19 protein-coding genes are annotated in these 19,936 nt (G+C 71.4%); 8 read left to right on the top strand and 11 right to left on the bottom strand.

Going from position 1 to position 19,936, the window contains the following annotated elements:
• Window position 1: 1 nt before the first annotated feature.
• Both IEZ20_RS16705 and IEZ20_RS16700 read right to left on the bottom strand, forming a co-directional pair.
• Entirely contained in the window at window positions 2-1,768 is a 1,767-nt protein-coding gene (locus IEZ20_RS16705; protein ID WP_229896100.1) for a trypsin-like serine peptidase, read from the bottom strand.
• 255 nt (window positions 1,769-2,023) lie between these two features.
• Window positions 2,024-3,232 carry a pyridoxal phosphate-dependent aminotransferase gene (locus tag IEZ20_RS16700; RefSeq protein WP_189299167.1) on the bottom strand — a complete coding sequence of 403 codons (1,209 nt, stop codon included), beginning with the start codon at window positions 3,230-3,232 and terminating at the stop codon, window positions 2,024-2,026.
• Between the two features lie 81 nt (window positions 3,233-3,313).
• Here IEZ20_RS16700 and IEZ20_RS16695 point away from each other — a divergent pair, with 81 nt between their 5' ends.
• Together IEZ20_RS16695 and IEZ20_RS16690 are read left to right on the top strand one after the other, a co-directional pair.
• Entirely contained in the window at window positions 3,314-3,940 is a 627-nt protein-coding gene (locus tag IEZ20_RS16695) for a winged helix-turn-helix transcriptional regulator (protein WP_189299165.1), read from the top strand.
• Window positions 3,941-4,058: 118 nt separating this feature from the next.
• Window positions 4,059-4,682: a 3'-5' exonuclease gene (locus IEZ20_RS16690; protein ID WP_189299163.1), complete on the top strand. Its 624-nt coding sequence runs from the start codon at window positions 4,059-4,061 to the stop codon at window positions 4,680-4,682.
• A gap of 9 nt (window positions 4,683-4,691) precedes the next feature.
• Here IEZ20_RS16690 and IEZ20_RS16685 read toward each other — a convergent pair whose 3' ends face one another.
• The 8 genes from IEZ20_RS16685 to IEZ20_RS16650 all read right to left on the bottom strand — a co-directional run bounded on the left by IEZ20_RS16685 (window position 4,692) and on the right by IEZ20_RS16650 (window position 11,864).
• Window positions 4,692-6,059, bottom strand: a complete 1,368-nt coding sequence (locus tag IEZ20_RS16685; RefSeq protein WP_189299161.1) for a nucleobase:cation symporter-2 family protein — start codon at window positions 6,057-6,059, stop codon at window positions 4,692-4,694.
• A gap of 243 nt (window positions 6,060-6,302) precedes the next feature.
• Window positions 6,303-7,688 carry an 8-oxoguanine deaminase gene (locus IEZ20_RS16680; protein WP_189299159.1) on the bottom strand — a complete coding sequence of 462 codons (1,386 nt, stop codon included), beginning with the start codon at window positions 7,686-7,688 and terminating at the stop codon, window positions 6,303-6,305.
• A 69-nt stretch (window positions 7,689-7,757) separates the two neighbouring features.
• The gene (locus IEZ20_RS16675; protein WP_189299157.1) at window positions 7,758-9,170 is read right to left on the bottom strand and encodes a nucleobase:cation symporter-2 family protein; all 1,413 of its coding nucleotides are present in this window, start codon (window positions 9,168-9,170) and stop codon (window positions 7,758-7,760) included.
• Between the two features lie 64 nt (window positions 9,171-9,234).
• Complete coding sequence (pucL, locus tag IEZ20_RS16670; protein WP_189299155.1) at window positions 9,235-10,158, bottom strand: factor-independent urate hydroxylase; 924 nt, start codon at window positions 10,156-10,158, stop codon at window positions 9,235-9,237.
• Window positions 10,159-10,162: 4 nt separating this feature from the next.
• Window positions 10,163-10,573, bottom strand: coding sequence for a hydroxyisourate hydrolase (gene uraH / locus IEZ20_RS16665; protein ID WP_189299153.1), 411 nt, complete (start codon window positions 10,571-10,573; stop codon window positions 10,163-10,165).
• Between the two features lie 4 nt (window positions 10,574-10,577).
• Window positions 10,578-11,090, bottom strand: coding sequence for a 2-oxo-4-hydroxy-4-carboxy-5-ureidoimidazoline decarboxylase (gene uraD / locus IEZ20_RS16660; protein ID WP_189299141.1), 513 nt, complete (start codon window positions 11,088-11,090; stop codon window positions 10,578-10,580).
• A gap of 151 nt (window positions 11,091-11,241) precedes the next feature.
• The gene (locus IEZ20_RS16655) at window positions 11,242-11,553 is read right to left on the bottom strand and encodes a helix-turn-helix domain-containing protein (RefSeq protein ID WP_373303937.1); all 312 of its coding nucleotides are present in this window, start codon (window positions 11,551-11,553) and stop codon (window positions 11,242-11,244) included.
• Between the two features lie 47 nt (window positions 11,554-11,600).
• Complete coding sequence (locus IEZ20_RS16650; RefSeq protein ID WP_189299137.1) at window positions 11,601-11,864, bottom strand: thiamine-binding protein; 264 nt, start codon at window positions 11,862-11,864, stop codon at window positions 11,601-11,603.
• Window positions 11,865-12,011: 147 nt separating this feature from the next.
• Here IEZ20_RS16650 and IEZ20_RS16645 point away from each other — a divergent pair, with 147 nt between their 5' ends.
• From IEZ20_RS16645 to IEZ20_RS16625, 5 genes are all read left to right on the top strand, one after another.
• Window positions 12,012-12,851 (top strand): TIM barrel protein, encoded by an 840-nt coding sequence (locus tag IEZ20_RS16645; protein WP_189299135.1) that lies wholly within the window; start codon window positions 12,012-12,014, stop codon window positions 12,849-12,851.
• A 28-nt stretch (window positions 12,852-12,879) separates the two neighbouring features.
• Window positions 12,880-13,767 carry a 2-hydroxy-3-oxopropionate reductase gene (locus IEZ20_RS16640; RefSeq protein ID WP_189299133.1) on the top strand — a complete coding sequence of 296 codons (888 nt, stop codon included), beginning with the start codon at window positions 12,880-12,882 and terminating at the stop codon, window positions 13,765-13,767.
• A gap of 195 nt (window positions 13,768-13,962) precedes the next feature.
• Complete coding sequence (locus IEZ20_RS16635; protein ID WP_189299131.1) at window positions 13,963-15,420, top strand: catalase; 1,458 nt, start codon at window positions 13,963-13,965, stop codon at window positions 15,418-15,420.
• 456 nt (window positions 15,421-15,876) lie between these two features.
• Window positions 15,877-16,110 carry a hypothetical protein gene (locus IEZ20_RS16630; RefSeq protein ID WP_189299129.1) on the top strand — a complete coding sequence of 78 codons (234 nt, stop codon included), beginning with the start codon at window positions 15,877-15,879 and terminating at the stop codon, window positions 16,108-16,110.
• Window positions 16,111-16,267: 157 nt separating this feature from the next.
• Window positions 16,268-17,026, top strand: coding sequence for a DUF2207 domain-containing protein (locus IEZ20_RS16625; RefSeq protein WP_189299127.1), 759 nt, complete (start codon window positions 16,268-16,270; stop codon window positions 17,024-17,026).
• A 113-nt stretch (window positions 17,027-17,139) separates the two neighbouring features.
• Here the strand turns inward: IEZ20_RS16625 and gcl are convergent, their stop codons facing one another.
• Window positions 17,140-18,927, bottom strand: a complete 1,788-nt coding sequence (gene gcl, locus IEZ20_RS16620; RefSeq protein ID WP_189299125.1) for a glyoxylate carboligase — start codon at window positions 18,925-18,927, stop codon at window positions 17,140-17,142.
• A gap of 222 nt (window positions 18,928-19,149) precedes the next feature.
• On the opposite strand from gcl, the gene IEZ20_RS16615 reads away from it, so the two are divergent.
• Window positions 19,150-19,914, top strand: a complete 765-nt coding sequence (locus IEZ20_RS16615) for a hypothetical protein (RefSeq protein WP_189299123.1) — start codon at window positions 19,150-19,152, stop codon at window positions 19,912-19,914.
• The last annotated feature ends 22 nt before the right edge of the window (window positions 19,915-19,936 follow it).

Below are 19,936 nucleotides of genomic sequence, written 5' to 3'. Positions count from 1 at the left end.
GTCAGGTGCCGGGGTGGACCAGGGTGTGTTCGGTGCCGAGGGACGTGGTGCCGGTGTCGGCGTAGAGCGTGGTCTCCCCGTCGGACCAGCGCACGACCAGGTCGTCGCCGGCGCGGCCGTGGCGGAAGTCGCCGGCGGTGAGCACCTGCGCGTGCGTCCACAGCCCGTTCGGGCCGCGCATCCGGGACCTGGTGCCGAGCCCGGCGGCCGAGGTGCCGGCGTACGTGTCGAGGGTGCCGTCCGCCCAGCGCACCAGCAGGTCCCCGCCGGCCGTGCCGTCGAAGTCGCCGCCGGTGAGCAGGGCGGCCTTGGTCCAGGTGCCGTTCGCCGCGAGGATCCGTGTGCCGGAGCCGAAGCCGCCGGTCCCGATCCCGGCGTAGAGGGTGAGCGAGCCGTCGGTCCGGCGCACCAGCAGGCCGGTGCGGCCGCCGTCTCCGAACGCTCCGGCGGTGAACTGGACGGCGTTCTTCCATGCGGAGCCGGGCGCCGCCATCCGGACCTCCCGGCCCAGGCCGGAGGGGCCGGGCTCCGGGTAGAGGGTGACCTCGCCGTCGGACCAGCGGACCAGCAGCCCGGACCGGTCGCCGGTGAAGGTGCCGCCGGCCACGGTCCGGGCGTGGGTCCAGGTGGAGTTGGCCTGCCGCAGCCGCTTCTCGGCGCCGAATCCGCCCTTGCCGTCGCCCGGGTGCAGGGTGACCCCGCCGTCGGACCAGACCACGAGCAGATCACCGTGCCGGTCGCCCGTGTAGTCGCCGGAGGCCATGAGCGCGGCCCCCCGCCAGCGTGCCGCGCCGCCGGGCAGGGTGCCCTTCAGGCCCGGGTACGGGGGCAGGTCGGCGGGCGGGGCCTGGTCGGCGACGGCGTCGGCGAGGAGGTTCGCGGCGTCGGCGCCGAACGCGGTGCCGTAGCTGATGTAGTCGACGTTGGCGTCGTTGCCGCCGCCGTTGTAGCCGCCGAGGTTGCCGATGACGTGTCCGGTGCGGGCGTCGTCCTTGTAGTCGGTGATCCAGGGGCTGCCGGAGACGCCGCCGTAGTAGCCGCCGCAGGTCATCGCCAGCTGCCGGTAGCCGCGCAGTTGCCTGGTCGGCACCGTGCACTTGACGGCGCGTCCGGCGCTGTTGTGCCGGTAGGAGGGGTAGCCGGTGACGGTGACGTTCCGGAGGTTGTAGCCGGCCGGGCGGGTGAAGGTGAGTCCTCCGCCGACCGCGTCCTGGAGGGACGTGCCCCACTGGTTGGCCGAGACCCGGGCGAAGGCGGTGTCCAGGTCGGACGCGGCCTTCTTGGTGGTGGTCGAGCCGCGGTCGGGCACGTAGCGGGGGTCGATGAAGACCCGCTGGATGTGGAAGATGCCGTACGGCTGCCGGTCCGGTGCGGCGCCCTTCACGAACTTGGGGACGAAGACGTAGTCGCCCTTCATGTTCAGCGCGCAGTGGGCCGCGGTGAGCACGATGTTGCGGGCCTTGGTGTCGATCACACTGCCGGTGCAGTGCCAGGTGGTGCCGCCCGGCCCGTCGGAGCCGAAGAACGTCCCCACCAGACGGGTTCCCCCGAACAGGGTGCCCTTCGGCCGGGCCGCCGCCGCGGCCGACGCGCCCGGCGCCGCCGGGGTCTGCCGTGCCGCGTCCAGCGGGCGTGCGCCGGCCATGCGCTGCGCGGTCCAGAACCGCGCGGCCTGGCGTGCCTCCTGCCCGGCGGCGGGCCCGGGCGGCGCGGGCTCCGCGGCCCCCGCGGCCGGGACGGAGACGCCGAACAGCGCCGCGCAGAGCACGGCGACGGCAGGACGGCGTCCCGCGGGCGCAGGACGTCTCGCGGGCGTGCCGCTGCTTCCGGGCGTACGGCGTGGTCCGTACGAGAACACTGCTGATCCCCCTGATCTGTATGGTCTGCCGGAACCGGACCAGGGGGCGGGCGGTGTGCGGCGCTGGTCGGGCGCGCAGACCACGGTGGCCGGGCCCGTTCCGCGCGCGGCCCCCGGTCGGCAACGGGGGTGATCTTCGCACGAATGCGCGAAACGGGCCAGGCGCTACTGCCGGTACCCGCTGAGGAACCTGCCGATCCGGCCGATCGCCGCCTCCAGGTCGTCCGCGTGCGGCAGGGTCAGGATGCGGAAGTGGTCGGGGGTGGGCCAGTTGAAGCCGGTGCCCTGGACCACCTGGATCTTCTCGCGCAGCAGCAGGTCCAGGACGAACTTCTCGTCGTCGTGGATCGGGTGCACCTTGGGGTCGATGCGCGGGAACGCGTACAGCGCGCCCTTGGGTTTGACGCAGGTCACGCCGGGGATCTCGTTGAGCTTCTCCCAGGCGACGTTCCGCTGCTCGTGCAGCCGGCCGCCGGGCAGGGTGAGGTCGCGGATGGACTGGCGCCCGCCGAGCGCGGCCTGGATGGCGTACTGGGCGGGCGCGTTGGCGCACAGCCGCATCGAGGCCAGCATGGTGAGGCCCTCCAGGTAGTCCCTGGCGTGCTGCTTCGGGCCGGTGACCACCAGCCAGCCGGAGCGGAAGCCCGCCACCCGGTAGGTCTTGGACAGGCCGCAGAAGGTGAGGACGACCAGGTCGGGGGCGAGCGCGGCAGCCGAGTGGTGGACGGCGTCGTCGTAGAGGATCTGGTCGTAGATCTCGTCGGCGAAGACCATCAGGCCGTGCCGGCGGGCCAGGTCGAGGATGCCCTCGACGACCTCCTTCGGATAGACCGCGCCGGTGGGGTTGTTGGGGTTGATGATGACCACGGCCTTGGTGCGGTCGGTGATCTTCGACGCCATGTCGGCGAGGTCCGGGGTCCAGTCGGCCTGCTCGTCGCACAGGTAGTGGACGGCCTTGCCGCCGGCCAGCGTGGTGACGGCCGTCCAGAGGGGGAAGTCCGGTGCCGGGATGAGGATCTCGTCGCCGTCCTCGACCAGCGCCTGTACGGCCATGGAGACCAGCTCCGAGACGCCGTTGCCCAGGAAGACGTCGTCCACGGTGACGTCGAGGCCGAGGTTCTGGTAGCGCTGGGCGACCGCACGGCGGGCGGAGAGGACGCCGCGGGAGTCCGTGTAGCCGTGCGCCTGCGGCAGCATCCGGATCATGTCCTGGAGGATCTCCTCCGGGGCCTCGAACCCGAAGGCCGCGGGATTGCCGGTGTTCAGGCGCAGCACGCTGTGCCCCGCCTCCTCCAGCGCGTTCGCGTGCTCGATCACCGGGCCGCGGATCTCGTAGCACACCTCGCTGAGCTTGTTGGACTGCCGGAACTCCATGCGCCCCTCCGGAAACTCGTGTTGCTTGGTTTTACCAAGTGTGAGCTTGGAAAGTCCAACAACGCGTCTACACTGCGTCGCATGCCACCTCGCCGAAGCTACGACCAGTACTGCTCCGCAGCCCGCGCGCTCGACCTCGTCGGCGACCGCTGGACCCTGCTGATCGTCCGTGAGCTGCTCGCCGGCCCGCGCCGCTACACGGACCTGCACGCGGACCTGCCCGGCGTCAGCACGGACGTACTCGCCTCACGGCTGAAGGACATGGAACGGGACGGCCTCACCACCAGGCGCCGGCTCCCCCCGCCGGGCGCGGCGTACGTCTACGAACTCACCGCGCGCGGCCGCGGGCTGCTCCCGGTCCTCCAGGCGCTGGGCACCTGGGGCGAGGGGGAGCTGGGCGAGCGCCGCCCCACGGACGCCGTCCGCGCCCACTGGTTCGCCCTGCCGCTGCTGCGGGCGCTGGACGGGGAGGGAGTCGTGGAAGTCGCCCTGGAGGAAGGCGTCTTCCACCTCCACGTGGGCACCGGGGACGGCCCGGTCTACGGCGACGGCCCGGCCCCCGGCGAGGCGGACGCCCGGCTGGTGATGGACGCGGCGACCTGCGAGGCCATCGCCCGCGGCGAGACCCGCCTGCCGGACGCGGTACGGGCCGGACGGGTGACGGTGACCGGCGACGGCACCCTGGCGAAGGCACTGCGCGAGGCGTGACCCCCGCCTGCGCGGCCTCCGCCTAGGGGGACTCCGCCGCGGCCGTCGCCGTGCCGGGCGGGCCGGCGACGCCGGAATGCGCGTGCGGGTGCGCAGTGACGGTGGGATGCTGCCCGTCATGTCCGCTCGTCGTGTCAAGCCCAGTCTGTACATCTCCGTCGACATCGAGGCCGACGGCCCGATTCCCGGACCGTACTCGATGCTCAGCCTCGGGGCCGCGGTCGCCGGGGTGCAGGACGGTGCCGGCTTCACGGCCGCCGACCCCGAGGAGCGGACCTTCTACCGTGAACTGCGGCCGATCAGCCAGGAGTTCGTAGCGGAGGCGCTGGCGGTGAGCGGGCTGGACCGGGACCGGCTGATCGCCGAGGGCGCCGAACCGGACGTCGCTCTCGCGGAGTTCGCCGCGTGGGTGCGGGAGGTGAGCGCGGGGGCGCAGCCGGTGATGTGCGGCTACCCGGCGTCGTACGACTGGACGTTCCTGTACTGGTACCTGATCCGCTTCACCGGCTCCAGCCCCTTCGGACACTCCGGCTGCCTGGACATGAAGACGCTGTACGCGACGAAGGCCCGGCTTCCGCTGCGGGCGGTGGCCAAGGGCACCATGCCGCGCGAACTGCTGTCCCGGCGCCGGCACACACACCACGCTCTGGACGACGCGATCGAGCAGGCCGAGCTGTTCGCCCGCCTCATGCGATGGCCGGGGGTGACGGTTCCCCGTCTCCCCCGGCCGGTCAAGTCCTGACCGTCGGCCTCAGTGCGCGGCGGCGATCTCCTCCCCCGCCTCCATCGGATGGGTGACGTCCTGCGCCTCGCGGCCCCTGCCGAGGTGGTTGAAGAGGAGGTTGAGCACCACGGCGGTGACGCAGCCCGTGGAGATGCCCGAGTCCAGGACGATCTTCGCGGTCTCGGGGAACGCGTGGTAGAACTCCGGCGCGGTGATCGGGATGATGCCGACCGCGAGGGACACGGCGACGATCAGGACGTTGTTGTCCTTGTCGAGGCCGGCCCGGACCAGCGTCTGGATGCCGCTCGCGGCGACCGAGCCGAACAGGACGACACCGGCGCCGCCGAGGACCGGACGGGGTACGACGGCGATGAGCGAGGCCGCCATCGGGCACAGGCCCATCAGGACCAGGAAGCCGCCTCCGGTCGCGACGACATAGCGGCTGCGGATCCTCGTCATCGCGACCAGGCCGATGTTCTGGGCGAAGGCGCTGCACATGAAGCCGTTGAACAGCGGGCTGATCGCCGAGCCCAGGGTGTCGGCGCGCAGGCCGGCCGCGATGGTCCTCTCGTCCGCGGGACGCTCCACGATCTCGCCGAGCGCCAGCATGTCGGCGGTCGACTCGGTCATCGACACCACCATCACCACGCACAGGGAGAGGATCGCGGCGAGCTGGAACTGGGGGGCGCCGAAGTGGAACGGGGCCGGGAAGCCCACGATGTCGGCCTCGCCGACGGGGCTGAAGTCCGTGACGCCGAACGGTATCGCGATGAGCGTGCCCGCGATCAGGCCGAACAGGACGGCGATCTGCTTGACGAAGCCGCGGGTGAAGCGGCGCAGCAGCAGGACGATCAGCAGGGTGATGCCGGCGAGGGTGAGGTAGGTGGTCGAACCGTAGTCGTCCGCCCGGGGGTCGGGGCCCTGCGCCCAGCCGAACGCGACCGGGAGGAGGGAGACGCCGATCAGGGTGATGACCGAGCCGGTGACGACGGGCGGGAAGAAGCGGACCGCCTTGCAGAAGACCGGGGCGGCGAGGAAGCCGAGGAGGCCGGCGACGATGACCGCGCCGAAGATGACCGGCAGGGCATCGGACTTGTCCTCGGTGGAGGCGACGATCGCGGTCATGGGGGCGACACCGGCGAAGGTGACGCCGTTGACGAAGGGCAGGCGTGCGCCGATCTTCCAGAAGCCGAGCGTCTGGAGGAAGGTGGCGAGGCCCGCGGTGAACAGGCAGGCACCGGTGAGGAAGGTCAGGTCGGTCGCGCTGAGGCCGATGGCCGCGCCGACGATCAGGGGTGGGGCGACGACTCCTGCGTACATGGCGGCCACGTGCTGCAGGCCGCTGGTCGCCATTTTCAGGGCGGGGAGTTTCTCGTCTACGGGATGGGCGGCCACGGCGGGTCCTCCGGACGGGTAACACGTCGTCATCGACGTGGGTTTCAGGGAGGTGGTGCGTGTGGTCGTGCGGGACCGTCGGGGGGTGGCGGCTGAGCGGTTGAGCGGACGGTGTGGGGGTGACCGGCTCCGGGGCGCGTGCGTCCACACGCGTCCCGGAGACGGCGTGCCGTGGATCCCGCTCGGATCCACGGTCCCGGCCGGGAGCCGTCCCTCCCGGCCGGAGTCTGTGGGGGCCCGGGGTCAGGCCTGCGCGGCGATCCTGGCCAGGCGCTGGGCCTCCGCGCGGGTGGAGACGGCGACGGCGTCCTCGTCGACGGTGAGCAGGCGGCCGTTCTCCACGATCTGCCGGCCGTTGACGAAGGACGCGGTGACCGGGGCCGCCGCGCCGAAGACCAGCGCGGTCACCGGGTCGGCGATGGAGGCGTGGGCGAGGGTGTCCATCCTCCACAGCACCAGGTCGGCGAGCTTGCCGGGCTCCAGCGAGCCGATCTGCTCCGCCCGGCCGAGGACCTGGGCGCCGCCGTGGGTGCCGAGCCGCAGCGCCTGACGGGCGTTGAGGGCGGCCTCTCGGTGCGCGCCGAGCCGGTTGATCAGCAGGGCGTTGCGCAGCTCGGTGTGGAGTTCACCGGACTCGTTGGAGGCGGTGCCGTCGACGCCGAGACCGACCGGGACGCCCGCCTTGAGCATGTCGGGGACCCGGGCGATACCGGCCGCGAGGCGGGCGTTGGACGACGGGCAGTGCGCGACGCCGGTCTTCGTGCGGCCGAACGCGGCGATGTCGGAGTCGGTCATGTGGACGCAGTGCGCCATCCACACGTCCTCACCGAGCCAGCCGGTGGACTCGAAGTAGTCGGTCGGGCCCATGCCGAACAGCTCGTGGCAGAACTTCTCCTCCTCCACCGTCTCCGAGCCGTGGGTGTGCAGCCGTACGCCGAGGCGGCGGGCCAGCTCGGCTCCCTGGCGCATGAGGTCGGTGGAGACGGAGAACGGCGAGCAGGGCGCGACGGCCACCTGGGTCATCGCGTCGAAGGAGGCGTCGTGGTGCTTGCGGACGGTCTCCTCGGTGGCGGTGAGGGCGCCCTCCAGCGTCTCGACGGCGAAGTCCGGGGGCAGGCCGCCGTCCTTCTCGCTGCGGTCCATCGAGCCGCGGGCCAGGGTGAAGCGCACGCCCGTCTCGGCGGCGGCCCGGATGATGGAGCCGGACAGGTCGCCGGAGCCGTGCGGGTAGACGTAGTGGTGGTCCATGGCGGTGGTGACGCCGCCGCGGGCCATCATCGCCAGGGACCCCTGCGCCGCGGCGTACGTCATCTGCTCGTCGATGCGCGCCCAGGTGGGGTAGAGCGCGACCAGCCAGTTGAACAGGTTGTGGTCGGTGGCCAGGCCCCGGGTGATCCACTGGTAGAAGTGGTGGTGGGTGTTGACCAGACCGGGCGTGGCCAGATGGCCGCTCGCGTCGATCCGGCGCACCACGTTCTCCAGGCCCTCGGGGGCCCTGCCCGCGCCGACCGACTCGATGCGGTTGCCGGCGAGGACGAGGTGTCCGGAGGCGTACTCCGTGTCGCCCGCGTCCACGGTGGCGATGGCACAGTTCTCGATGACGATGCGCTCGGCTGCCGATGGCGCCATGGTGCTTCCTTGTCTTTCAGTGGCGGCCCGTGAACGGGAGGGTGTCCACGGGGAGGGCACGGCAGGACCCTAGGAGGATTTGAGTGCCGGAGCCGGTTGACCGCTCCGGGTGCCGAGATGGTGGAAGAACAGGTTCAGCAGCACCGCGACGAGCGCGCCGGCGCTGATGCCGGAGCCGAGCACGGTCTGCGCCCAGGCCGGGAAGCCGGCGTAGAAGGTCGGCGCGGCCAGCGGGATGATGCCGGCACCGAGCGCCACGGCCACCAGGATGATGTTGGAGCTGTCGTCCAGGCCCGCCTCGGACAGCGTACGGATGCCGCTGACGGCGATGGAGCCGAAGAGGACGATGCCCGCGCCGCCGAGGACCGGCAGGGGGACCAGGGAGACGACCGCACCGAGGACCGGGAAGGCACCGAGGACGAGCAGGGTGCCGCCGGCGACGGCGACGACGTACCGGCTGCGCACCCGGGTGAGGGAGACGACGCCGACGTTCTGGGCGAAGGCGGAGGTGGGGAAGCCGCCGAAGACGGGGCCCAGCAGGGTGGCGATGCCGTCGGTGCGCAGCCCGCGGGTGATGGTCCCGGCGTCGGCGCGGCGGTCGCAGATCTCGCCGAGGGCGAGCATGCCGGCGCTGGACTCGGTCATCAGCACCAGCATCACGATGCACAGGGAGAGGATGGCCGCGGGCTGGAACTCGGGGGTGCCGAAGGCGAACGGGGTGGGCAGCGCGGCGACGGGCGCGGACTTCAGGCCGCTGAAGTCGGCCATGCCGAAGGGGATCGCGGCGAGGGTGCCGACGAGCAGTCCGAACAGCAGGGCGATCTGTTGGACGAAGCCCTTGCCGAAACGCTGGATCAGCAGGATGACGGCGAGGGTGAACCCGGCGAGCGCGAGGTGCCGCATGGCGCCGAAGTCGGCGGCGGTCTTGTCGCCGCCCTGTGCCCAGCCGACCGGGACGGGCATCAGGGTGACGCCGATCAGAGTGATGACGACGCCGGTGACCAGGGGCGGGAAGAAGCGCAGCAGGCGACCGAAGAACGGGCCGAGGGCCAGGCAGAAGGCGCCGGCGACCATCACCGCGCCGTAGATGGCGGGGAGTTGGTGGCCGTGGCCGTGGGTCTCGGCGATCGCGAGGATCGGGGCGATGCCGGCGGAGGAGGCGGCGTTGACGAAGGGCAGCCGGTTGCCGACGAGGCCGCGCACGCCGATGGTCTGGAGGAGGGTCGCGACGCCGGCGATGAGCAGGCTCGCGGCGATGAGCCGGGTGCGGGCCGCGATGTCGAGTCCGCAGGCCTGGCCGATGATGAGCGGAGGAGTGACGACGCCCGCGTACATCGCGGCGATGTGCTGGAGCGCGGCGGGGACGAGCCGCGAGAGGTGGAGCTTCTCGTCCACCGGGTGCACGGACGTGACGGCGTCCTCGGTGTGCTCCGGCGGGGTGGAACAGGGGGCTGTGTCGGGCCCCTTCGCAGGCTGTGCCATGTTGTTCCCTCCGGTGTCGCGGGCCCCCGGCCCGGGTGGCGGGGCCGGGGGCGCGCGTCCCGCGTCAGAGGTTGGTCATGTCGACCGGGATACGGGGCTCACAGCCGTCCCGCAGGATGGTGGCCTCGATGAGGCCGTAGGGACGGTCGGCGGCGAAGTAGACCTCGTTGTCGTTCTTGAGACCGAACGGCTCCAGGTCCACCAGGAAGTGGTGCTTGTTCGGCAGCGAGAAGCGGACCTCGTCGATCTCGCTGCGGTTGTTGATGATGCGCGAGCCCATCTGGTACAGCGTCTGCTGCAGGGAGAGGGAGTACGTCTCGGCGAAGGCCTGGAGCATGTGCTTCCTGACCTGCTCGTAGGACTTCTCCCAGTGGGGCATCCTCTGCTCGTCGTCGGTCCAGTTGAACCGCCAGCGGCCGGAGACCTGGGTGGCCAGGATGCGGTCGTACGCCTCCTGGAGGGTGGTGTACTTGTCCTTGACGTAGCCCCAGAACTCGGAGTTGGTCGAGTTCATCACGACCAGGTCCTTCAGGCCGGAGACGACCTCCCACTTCTCACCGTCGTAGGTGATCTGGGTGAGGCGGGTCTCCTGGCCCTTGCGGACGAAGGAGTGCTTGACCTCGTCGGCGCCGATGAACTTGCTGTTGGCGTCGGAGGTCTCGATCCGCTCCCAGGCGTACTCCTCGATCCGGATGCGCGCCTGGTGGATGGGCTCCTGGCTGGTGACGAAGTGCCGGGCGAGGTGGATGCCGAACTGCTCGGCGGACTCGATGCCGTACTCCTTGGCGAACGCGAACACCGTGTTCTTGGTGGTGTCGGTCGGCAGGACGTTGGCGTTGGAGCCGGAGTAGTGGACCTCGTCCATGTCGCCGCTCAGCGCGACGGAGACGTTGAGGTCCTTGATGTGGTGGGTGGCGCCGTCCCGCGTGATCTTGACGACTCGGTTCTCGGCCTTGCCGTACTGGTTCTGTCCCAGGATGGTCGGCATGTAGCTAGCTCCCTCGGTAAACGGAGTAGCCGAACGGGTTGAGCAGCAGCGGTACGTGGTAGTGCTCGCCCGGTACGACGGCGAACGTGATCGCCACCTCCGGGAAGAACACGGACGACGCACCGCTGTCCCGGTTCGCGGGGGCGTCCTGCTGCGCATCGGCTTGCTTCTTCGCAGTTTTTCCTTCGAAGTACGGCTCGACGGCGAAGTCCAGCCGTACGTGGGTGGTCCCCTCCGGCAGCGCCGGCAGGTCCTTGCACCGGCCGTCGGCGTCGGTCGCGGAGCCGCCGAGCGCCCGCCAGTCCGCTTCTGCGCCGCCGCGGGCGGAGAGGTGGACGGCGACGCCCTCGGCGGGGCGGCCGATCGAGGTGTCCAGGATGTGCGTGGACACGGAGGCGGTGGTGCTGGTGCTCATGGTGTCAGGCGTCCTCTTCGACGAGTCGGGCCAGTCGGATGCGGTTGATCTTGCCCAGCTCGGTGCGGACGATCTCCCGCTCCTGCTCCGGCGAGTTCCCGATCCGCTCCTTGACCGCGTCCCGCATCTGCTCGCCGGTCCGGCCGGTGGCGCAGATGAGGAAGACATGGCCGAACTTCTCCTGGTAGGCCAGGTTGAGTTCGAGCATCTCGGCCTTGAGGTCCTCGGAGGCGCCGGCCATGCCGCGCTGTTCGCGGGCGGAGGTCGGGTCGCCGGGCTTGGGGCGCCCGATCGGCGGGTGCCCGGCCATCGCCTCCTGGAGGTCCGCCGTGGTCAGCTCGGCCATGGCGGCGTCGCTGGCGGTGTACAGGTCCTCCGGGGTGGCGTAGGGGCGGCCGGCGAGCAGCCGCCGGGCCCACTCGGTGGAGGCGCAACGCTCGTGGAGGGCGGCGAGTGCCGCGCTCTCCCCGAGATCGTTGAACCGGGCCAGGCCCGGGGGCGTGGAAGTCGACGTCACGGGAGCCTCCGTGGCCACGATGGGCCGTCGTGCTGAACGGGCTGCCGATAGCTAACGCCCTCGGAAACATCACGTCAACACTTTGTTGAAAATTCCGCGTAACAAGCCGGGGCGGGCCCGGACGGTACGGCTACCCCTGCTTCGTGCCCGGTCAGGAACCCTTCTCCCGGTTGAGGTAGTTGTAGACCGTGAAGCGGCTGACGCCGAGCGCGCTCGCCACGGTCTCCACCCCGTGCCGCACGGCGAACGCGCCGCGCGCCTCCAGGCTCCGCACGAGTTCCTGCTTGGCCTTGCGGTCCAGGTCGGCCAGCGGCCGGCCCTGCCTGCGCTCCATGGCGGCGAGGATGTGGTCGAGGGAGTCGGCGAGCTGGGGCAGGCGCACGGCGACGACGTCGACGCCCTCCCAGGCGAGGACGACGTCCTCGGGCCCGGCCTCGTCGGGCGGCAGCAGCTCCGCGCCCATCGCGTCGATCAGCGGCTTCACGGCCGCGATGAAGGGCTCGTCCCCGGTCACCTATCGCCCTCCCCGATCCCGTCGTCGATCACGTTGACCTGGAGCGAGACCCGCGTGGCACCGGCCTGAAGGGTCCTGCGCAGCAGCGCGCCCACCGCGTCGAGCACACGGTCGGCACCGCCCTCGGCCGTGTTGCCGAAGGGGCCGACGTCGACGGCGTCCAGCTCGGCCGCCTCGATGACCTCCCGAGCCACCAGGGCGTGCGCGGGCGCCTCGTCCAGGTCGAAGGGTTCGGTCGTGAACTCCACTCTCAATCGCACGCGCTCAACCTAACGCCCGGCGGGGCTTTTGGGGCGGCCGGTGGCGGACCCCCCTTGACAAGCGGCGACACACGACGGCAATCTTCCATTACGCAGAAACGAACTTCCGTCATACGGAATAACGACACGGAAGGGAGCGCGGCCCGAATGGGATTTGCAGACCAGCGCTTCAACGTCAACCTGTCGATCCTCTTCACGGAACTCCCGCTCCTGGAGCGCCCCGCGGCCGCCGCCGCGGCGGGCTTCTCCGCGGTCGAGCTGTGGTGGCCCTGGATCGACTCGCCCACCCCCGCCCAGTCCGAGCTGGACGCCCTCAAGAAGGCCATCGAGGACGCCGGAGTCCAGCTCACGGGCCTGAACTTCTACGCCGGGCGGCTGCCCGGTCCCGACCGCGGCGCCCTCTCGGTCCCCGGTGAGGAGTCGGAGCGGTTCCGCGCCAACATCGACGTCGCCGCGGACTTCGCGGCCTCCCTCGGCTGCACGGCGCTCAACGCGCTCTACGGCAACCGCGTCGACGGCGTGGACCCGGCCGAGCAGGACGCGCTCGCCCTGGAGAACCTGGCCCTCGCGGCCCGGGCGGCCGACCGGATCGGCGCGATCCTGCTGATCGAGGCCCTCAACCGGCCCGAGTCGCCGCTGTACCCGCTGGTGTCGGCGCCGGCCGCGATCGGGGTCGTCGACAAGGTGAACGCGGCGACGGGACTCGGCAACGCCAGGTTCCTCATGGACCTGTACCACCTGTCCATGAACGGCGAGGACCTGCCCTCGGTCATCGAGCGGTACGCGGCGAAGACGGGCCACGTCCAGATCGCCGACAACCCCGGCCGCGGCGCCCCCGGCACGGGCTCGCTCCCGCTGGAGGAGCTGCTCGACCAGCTCCGCAAGGCCGGTTACGACGGCTGGGTCGGCCTGGAGTACAAGCCCGGCGACCGCCCGAGCACCGAGGCCTTCGACTGGCTGCCCGCCGGGGCCCGCGCGGCCCGCTGATCATCCTGTACTGAGAAAGGCACCCCCGATGAGTCTTCCCAAGATCGCCTGGATCGGTCTCGGCATCATGGGCTCCCCCATGTCCGAGAACCTGATCAAGGCGGGTTACCAGGTCACCGGCTTCACGCTGGAGCGGGAGAAGCTGGACCGGCTGGCCGCCGCCGGCGGTACGGCCGCCGCCTCGATCGCCGAGGCCGTGCGGGACGCCGACGTGGTGATCACCATGGTCCCCGCCTCCCCGCAGGTCGAGGCCATCGCCTACGGCCCGGACGGCATCCTGGAGAACGCCAGGCAGGGCGCCCTGCTGATCGACATGTCCTCGATCACCCCGCAGACCTCCGTCGACCTGGCCAAGGCCGCCGAGGACAAGGGCATCCGGGTGCTGGACGCCCCGGTGTCCGGCGGTGAGGCCGGCGCGATCGAGGCCGTACTGTCGATCATGGTCGGCGGTGAGCAGGCCGACTTCGAGCAGGCCGAGCCGATCTTCGAGGCGCTCGGCAAGACCATCGTGCTGTGCGGTCCGCACGGCTCCGGCCAGACCGTGAAGGCCGCCAACCAGCTGATCGTCGCCGTGAACATCCAGGCGTGCGCCGAGGCCGTGGTCTTCCTGGAGAAGTCGGGCGTGGACCTGGCGGCCGCCCTGGACGTCCTCAACGGCGGTCTCGCGGGCTCCACCGTGCTGACCCGCAAGAAGGACAACTTCCTGAACCGCGACTTCAAGCCGGGCTTCCGCATCGACCTGCACCACAAGGACATGGGCATCGTCACCGACGCCGCCCGCAACGTCGGCGCCGCCCTGCCGGTCGGCGCCGTGGTCGCCCAGCTGGTCGCCTCGCTGCGCGCCCAGGGCGACGGCGGCCTGGACCACTCGGCCCTGCTGCGGGCGGTGGAGCGCCTCTCCGGCGCCCAGGTCTGACCGCCCTTCCCAGACTTCCGGGCCGCGGCGCCGCTGACACCTGTCCTGTCGCGCCCAGGCGGTGCCGCGGCCCGGAATCTCCTTCACCACATCGTTGATTTCCATTCAACAAACTGTTGACGCTCAGATCGCCCCACTTCTAGGCTCCACAAAGCGGAAACAGGTTTCCGCTGACACCCGCACGGAAGGTCCACGATGTCGCAGCGCGTGCTCACGACAGAGTCCGGCGCCCCTGTCGCCGACAACCAGAATTCCGCCTCCGCCGGCGTCGGCGGCCCGCTCCTGCTCCAGGACCAGCACCTCCTGGAGAAGCTCGCGCGCTTCAACCGCGAGCGGATCCCGGAGCGCGTGGTGCACGCCCGTGGCTCCGGCGCGTACGGCCACTTCGAGGTGACGGACGACGTCACCGGTTACACCCACGCCGCCTTCCTCGGCGAGATCGGCAAGCGCACCGAGGTCTTCCTGCGCTTCTCCACGGTCGCCGACTCCCTCGGCGGCGCCGACGCGGTCCGTGACCCGCGCGGCTTCGCGGTGAAGTTCTACACCGAGGAGGGCAACTACGACCTCGTCGGCAACAACACCCCGGTGTTCTTCATCAAGGACCCGATCAAGTTCCCCGACTTCATCCACTCGCAGAAGCGGGACCCGTTCACCGGCAAGCAGGAGCCGGACAACGTCTGGGACTTCTGGGCGCACTCCCCGGAGGCCACGCACCAGATCACCTGGCTGATGGGCGACCGCGGCATCCCGGCGTCGTACCGGCACATGAACGGCTACGGCTCCCACACCTACCAGTGGACGAACGACCAGGGCGAGGCCTTCTTCGTCAAGTACCACTTCAAGACGAACCAGGGCATCCGCTGCCTGTCCACCGAGCAGGCGCAGGAGCTGGCGGGCAAGGACCCCAACTCCCACCAGACGGACCTGCTCCAGGCCATCGAGCGGGGCGTCCACCCGTCCTGGACCCTCTACGTCCAGATCATGCCGGCGGCCGAGGCGGCCGAGTACCGCTTCAACCCGTTCGACCTGACCAAGGTCTGGCCGCACCGGGACTACCCGCTGCAGCGCGTGGGCCGCCTGGTCCTCGACCGCAACCCGGACAACGTGTTCGCCGAGGTCGAGCAGGCCGCGTTCTCCCCGAACAACTTCGTTCCCGGCATCGGCCCGTCCCCGGACAAGATGCTCCAGGGCCGCCTGTTCGCCTACGCCGACGCCCACCGCTACCGCCTCGGCGTCAACCACACCCAGCTGGCGGTCAACGCGCCGAAGGCGACGACCGCGCAGAACTACGGCCGCGACGGCTTCATGGCCGCCAACGCCCAGGGCCGCCACGCCAAGAACTACGAGCCGAACTCCTACGACGGCCCGGTGGAGACCGGCCGCCCGCTGTCGGCCCCGCTCGCGGTGAACGGCCACACGGGCACCCACGAGGCCCCGCTCCACACCAAGGACGACGACTTCTTCCAGGCCGGCGAGCTGTACCGGCTGATGTCGCAGGAGGAGAAGTCCCGACTGGTCGCGAACATCGCCGGCGGCCTCTCTCAGGTCTCCCGCGACGACGTGATCGAGAAGAACCTGGCCCACTTCCACGCCGCCGACCCGGAGTACGGCAAGCGCGTGGAGGAGGCGGTCCGCACCCTGCGCGAGGACTGAGCACCGGGAACGCAAGCAGCGTGCGGGATCTGACGGGAGGTCATGTTCCCGCACGCGGCCCGCGCAGTACGCCCGGCGGCCCGGATGAGGGGTGGCCGCGGGGCGGAGGGCGCGGGCAGGGCGAGGACCGCGGTGGGGGTCCCCCCGTTCCAGCGAAGTCGAGAACAGGGGGCCTGCGAGCCAGTGCGGTGGTGAAGGACCGAGTCCCCTTCTCGACCAGAGGGAAGGGCACCCGGCTCCGTCGCAGCCGCCGCGGTCCCACCCAGCCCCTTCCCTGGGGCCCGCCCACCCCGTCCGGCGGCGCGAACGACCTGTCGCGCCCAGCCTCGCGCCGTCGGACGGCAACCACACGGTGCCGAGAGCGCCCCCTGCTCCAGGGGGCGCTCTCGCGTGTTCCGACCGGACACGGACCCTGCCCGGCGTGCGCTCGCACCGCTTCCGCAGCAGGCTGAAGGCATGGCGAATCCGACTCACTTTCCGCACATCGTGGTGCATGCCCCGGCCCTGGACGGCTCCCGGCGGGTGACCGAGGGGGACGTGACGCTGGGGATCGCCTCGCACCTGGACGACGTCGTGGAGATCCTGCGACTGGCCGACCTGGACCGGATCGAGGTGGAGGAGACCGACCTGATCGAATGGCAGGGCGGCGGCCCGGACGACTGGCCGGGGCTGTCGGAGCACGAGCTGTGACGGCGGCGCGTACGGCAGCGGTCGTAGGACGGGTGCGCAACCCTCAAATCAACCTCTGAAGAGAGCGGCGGAGGCTTCAACCACCCCTGCGCCAGGGCACATTACGGCACAGGGGCCCGTCGGCACGGGGGCGGCGGGCCCCGCTCGGGGGTGTCTCGTGGGCCGTACGACATCGATTCCGGCGGCTGGGCCGGATCCGTGCGCGGTCGCGCTGCTGCGCGGGGGCGACCGTGCCGCCATCACGGTCGCCGTCCTCGCACTGCACCTGCGCGGCGCGGTCGAGGCGGGCCGGCCGGGCACGCTGCGCAGGGCCGGGACGGGCGGCGCCGACGCCTGCCGGCACCCGCTGGAGAAGGCCGTCCGGACCGGCCTCTACCGCCCCGCCGGAGCGCGGGAGCTGCCCGGCCGCGCGGTGGTGCGACGGGCCCTGGCCCGGATGCGGGCCGGACTCGCGGCGGACGGACTGCTGCGGGTGCTGCCGCCGCGCCGCAGCCGCACCGCCCGCCGTCTGCTGGCGGAGCTGCGCGAGCGCCGTCCGCTGCCGGAAGGCCCTGACGGGCTGCCGGAGGAGCAGGTGCTGCTCGCGGTGGCGCTGTACGGCGAGCGGGCCCTGCGCGTGCTCGTACCGCGGTTCGCCCGCGAGGCCGGGCTGACGGGCCGGGGCGCGCTCGCGGACGAGGGCCGCTTCCCGTTCGGCCGGGGCACCGGCCCGCGCCACCTCGCCGGCGACGAGGATCTGTACGGCGACCTGGGCGGCTGGGACGGCGACGACCGGGGCGGCGGCACGCACGGCGGACATGGGCACGGCGGGCACGACCACGGCGGTTATGGGCACGGCGGCTACGGGCACGGCGGCTACGGTCATGGCGGGCACGACTACGGGGGCGGGGGCGGCGGAGGCGGCGGCTTCGACTGAGCGCCCCGCCGGGCGCCCCGCCGAGACCGCCCGCCGAGCGCGGCGAAGGGGCGGCCCGTCTCCCCTGGACGGGCCGCCCCTCGTGTGTGCCGGACGTGTCAGGCCTTCAGCGGTCAGACCTTCAGCGGCTTGATCGACGTCGGCGCGTGGCCGGGCTCGGTGGCCAGGTCCTCGAACTCGCTGATGTCGCTGATGTCCATGGTGCGGCTCATCGAGATGTTGGTGATCCGCTCCAGGATCGCCTCTACGACGACCGGCACCCGGTACTCCGCGGCCAGCTTCTTAGCCTGCTCGAAGGCCGCGCCCAGCTGGTCCGGCTCGGTGACCCGGATCGCCTTGCAGCCGAGGCCCTCGGCGACCTTGACGTGGTCCACGCCGTAGACGCCGATCTCGGGCGCGTTGACGTTCTCGAACTCCAGGTTCACCTGGAAGTTGATGTCCAGGCCGATCTGCGCCTGCCGGATGAGGCCCAGGTAGGCGTTGTTCACCAGCACGTGGACGTAGGGGATCCTGTGCTGGGCGGCGACCGCCAGCTCCTCGATCAGGAACTGGAAGTCGTAGTCACCGGAGAGCGCGACGACCGGGGCGTCCGGGTCGGCCTTGGCGACGCCGATCGCGGCCGGAATGGTCCAGCCGAGCGGGCCGGCCTGACCGCAGTTGATCCAGTGGCGCGGCTTGTAGACGTGCAGCATCTGCGCGCCGGCGATCTGGGAGAGGCCGATCGTGGTGACGTACCGGGTGTCCGGGCCGAAGGCCTTGTTCATCTCCTCGTACACGCGCTGCGGCTTCATGGGCACGTTGTCGAAGTGCGTACGGCGCAGGAGGGTCGCCTTGCGCTCCTGCGTCGACGCGACCCAGTCGGAGCGGTCGGGGAGCCTGCCGGCGGCCTTCAGCTCCTTGGCGACCTCGACGAACAGCTCCAGCGCGGCCTTGGCGTCGGAGACGACCCCGTAGTCCGGCGGGAAGATCTTGCCGATCTGGGTGGGCTCGATGTCGACGTGGACGAACTTGCGCTCGCCCCGGTAGACGTCGAGCTTGTAACCGGTGTGGCGGTTGGCCCAGCGGTTGCCGATGCCGAGGACGGCGTCCGACTCCAGGAAGTTGGCGTTGCCGTACCGGTGCGAGGTCTGGACGCCGACCATGCCGGCGTTCAGCTCGTGGTCGTCGGGGAGCGCGCCCCAGCCCATCAGGGTCGGGACGACCGGGGTCTGGGTCAGCTCGGCGAACTCCACCAGCAGGTCGCAGGTGTCGGCGCCGATGACGCCGCCGCCGGCGACGATGACCGGGCGCTCGGCGGCGAGCAGGAAGGAGATCGCCTTCTCGATCTGCGCGCGGGTCGCGGCCGGCTTGTAGACCGGGAGCGGCTCGTAGGTCTCCGGGTCGAACTCGATCTCGGTGAGCTGCACGTCGATCGGCAGGTCGATCAGGACCGGGCCGGGGCGGCCGGAGCGCATCAGGTGGAACGCCTGCTGGAAGACGCCGGGCACCTGCGCGGCCTCCAGGACGGTGACCGCCATCTTCGTGACCGGCGCCGCGATCGAGGCGATGTCGACGGCCTGGAAGTCCTCCTTGTGGATGACGTGCGTGGGCGCCTGGCCGGTGATGCACAGGATCGGGACGGAGTCGCCGATGGCGGAGTACAGGCCGGTGATCATGTCGGTGCCGGCCGGACCCGAGGTGCCGATGCAGACACCGATGTTGCCCGGCTTGGTCCGGGTGTAGCCCTCGGCCATGTGCGAGGCACCCTCGACGTGGCGGGCGAGGGTGTGGTTGACGCCGCCACCTTCTTTGAGTGCCTTGTAGAACGGGTTGATCGCCGCGCCCGGCACACCGAAGGCGTCGGTGACGCCCTCGCGCTTGAGGATCTCAACTGCCGCGCGGGCAGCGGTCATACGAGCCATCGAGTACTCCTGCTTCGGCTGTCGGATGCGTACTCCCGTCGCGCCCCGCGGTGAGCACCAACATCTTCCGCATAGCGGAAATTGACTTCTACTATCTGGAAGCAATGTAGGTGGGAGGGGCAAGGTCGTCAAGAGTGGTCCGGACAGCGGAAAGCGCCGGACAGGAGCGGCCGGAGAGGAGCACCATGGGCGCGACGCCTACGCGACGCCTGGGGGTGGGCCATGCCCGAGAGCGTTCCGGTGCGCTGTCCGGTCTGCCGGCGCACGCACCTCTACACCGCGCCGGTGTACCCGTGCGCGTGCGGGGCGCCGACCGCGCCGCGGCTGGATCCGGCGGCCGAGCCGGCCGTGGCGCCGCACCGCGCCTGGGACGACGAGTGGCTCACCGTGCCGTGCGCCGCCTGCGGGCGCGGCAACCACTGGCCCCGCCCCGAACTGGGCTGCCCGTGCGGCACGGTCCTGCGCGTCCCGGTGGCCGAGGACCCGACGGCACCGGAGCCGGGCCCGGCCGGCACCGACCGCACCGACCACTCCGACGGCACCGACGGCGCCCGTGAGCCCGAACGGCAGCACCCGCCCTTCCAGCCCCACGCCATCCGCACGGCCCGCGACGCCGTCACGACCGCCGCGCTCTACCTGCGCTGGCTCGGCTACGGGGACATCCGCCGCGCCGACCAGCGGCCCCCGAACGGCATCGGGCTCGCCGCCCGCGGACTGCTCGCCCAGGTGGACCCGACCGTGCGGCCGGCCGGGCCGAGGGACGTGGAGTGCCTGTGGCTGACGGCCATGACCGAGTCCGCGCAGTGCGTGTACTTCTCCCTCGCCGGCTACACCAGCGCCGCCCGCACCGGCGCGGACGCCCTCGGCATCCCGCTGTTCGTGCTCGACCTCGCGGGCGCCCCGCAGCCGGTGAACGACCCCGCCGACGCCCTGCACACCACGGGCGCGCCGAAGCCGGCACCCAGGACCCGGGACGGGCGCACCTGACCGGGGCGCGGGACGAGTACGC

Source organism: Streptomyces cinerochromogenes (assembly GCF_014648635.1).
In the GTDB taxonomy this organism is placed as follows: Bacteria; Actinomycetota; Actinomycetes; order Streptomycetales; family Streptomycetaceae; genus Streptomyces; species Streptomyces cinerochromogenes.
Note: the sequence above shows the minus strand (reverse complement) of the source record. Positions and strands in the feature narration are given on the sequence as shown.

Coding starts and splice junctions, on each gene's coding strand:
- IEZ20_RS16700 (WP_189299167.1), bottom strand. CDS start 3,232: ATGGAGTTCCGGCAGTCCAACAAGCTCAGCGAGGTGTGCTACGAGATC.
- IEZ20_RS16695 (WP_189299165.1), top strand. CDS start 3,314: ATGCCACCTCGCCGAAGCTACGACCAGTACTGCTCCGCAGCCCGCGCG.
- IEZ20_RS16690 (WP_189299163.1), top strand. CDS start 4,059: ATGTCCGCTCGTCGTGTCAAGCCCAGTCTGTACATCTCCGTCGACATC.
- IEZ20_RS16680 (WP_189299159.1), bottom strand. CDS start 7,688: ATGGCGCCATCGGCAGCCGAGCGCATCGTCATCGAGAACTGTGCCATC.
- IEZ20_RS16675 (WP_189299157.1), bottom strand. CDS start 9,170: ATGGCACAGCCTGCGAAGGGGCCCGACACAGCCCCCTGTTCCACCCCG.
- pucL (WP_189299155.1), bottom strand. CDS start 10,158: ATGCCGACCATCCTGGGACAGAACCAGTACGGCAAGGCCGAGAACCGA.
- uraH (WP_189299153.1), bottom strand. CDS start 10,573: ATGAGCACCAGCACCACCGCCTCCGTGTCCACGCACATCCTGGACACC.
- IEZ20_RS16655 (WP_373303937.1), bottom strand. CDS start 11,553: ATGGGCGCGGAGCTGCTGCCGCCCGACGAGGCCGGGCCCGAGGACGTC.
- IEZ20_RS16645 (WP_189299135.1), top strand. CDS start 12,012: ATGGGATTTGCAGACCAGCGCTTCAACGTCAACCTGTCGATCCTCTTC.
- IEZ20_RS16640 (WP_189299133.1), top strand. CDS start 12,880: ATGAGTCTTCCCAAGATCGCCTGGATCGGTCTCGGCATCATGGGCTCC.
- IEZ20_RS16635 (WP_189299131.1), top strand. CDS start 13,963: ATGTCGCAGCGCGTGCTCACGACAGAGTCCGGCGCCCCTGTCGCCGAC.
- IEZ20_RS16630 (WP_189299129.1), top strand. CDS start 15,877: ATGGCGAATCCGACTCACTTTCCGCACATCGTGGTGCATGCCCCGGCC.
- gcl (WP_189299125.1), bottom strand. CDS start 18,927: ATGGCTCGTATGACCGCTGCCCGCGCGGCAGTTGAGATCCTCAAGCGC.
- IEZ20_RS16615 (WP_189299123.1), top strand. CDS start 19,150: ATGCCCGAGAGCGTTCCGGTGCGCTGTCCGGTCTGCCGGCGCACGCAC.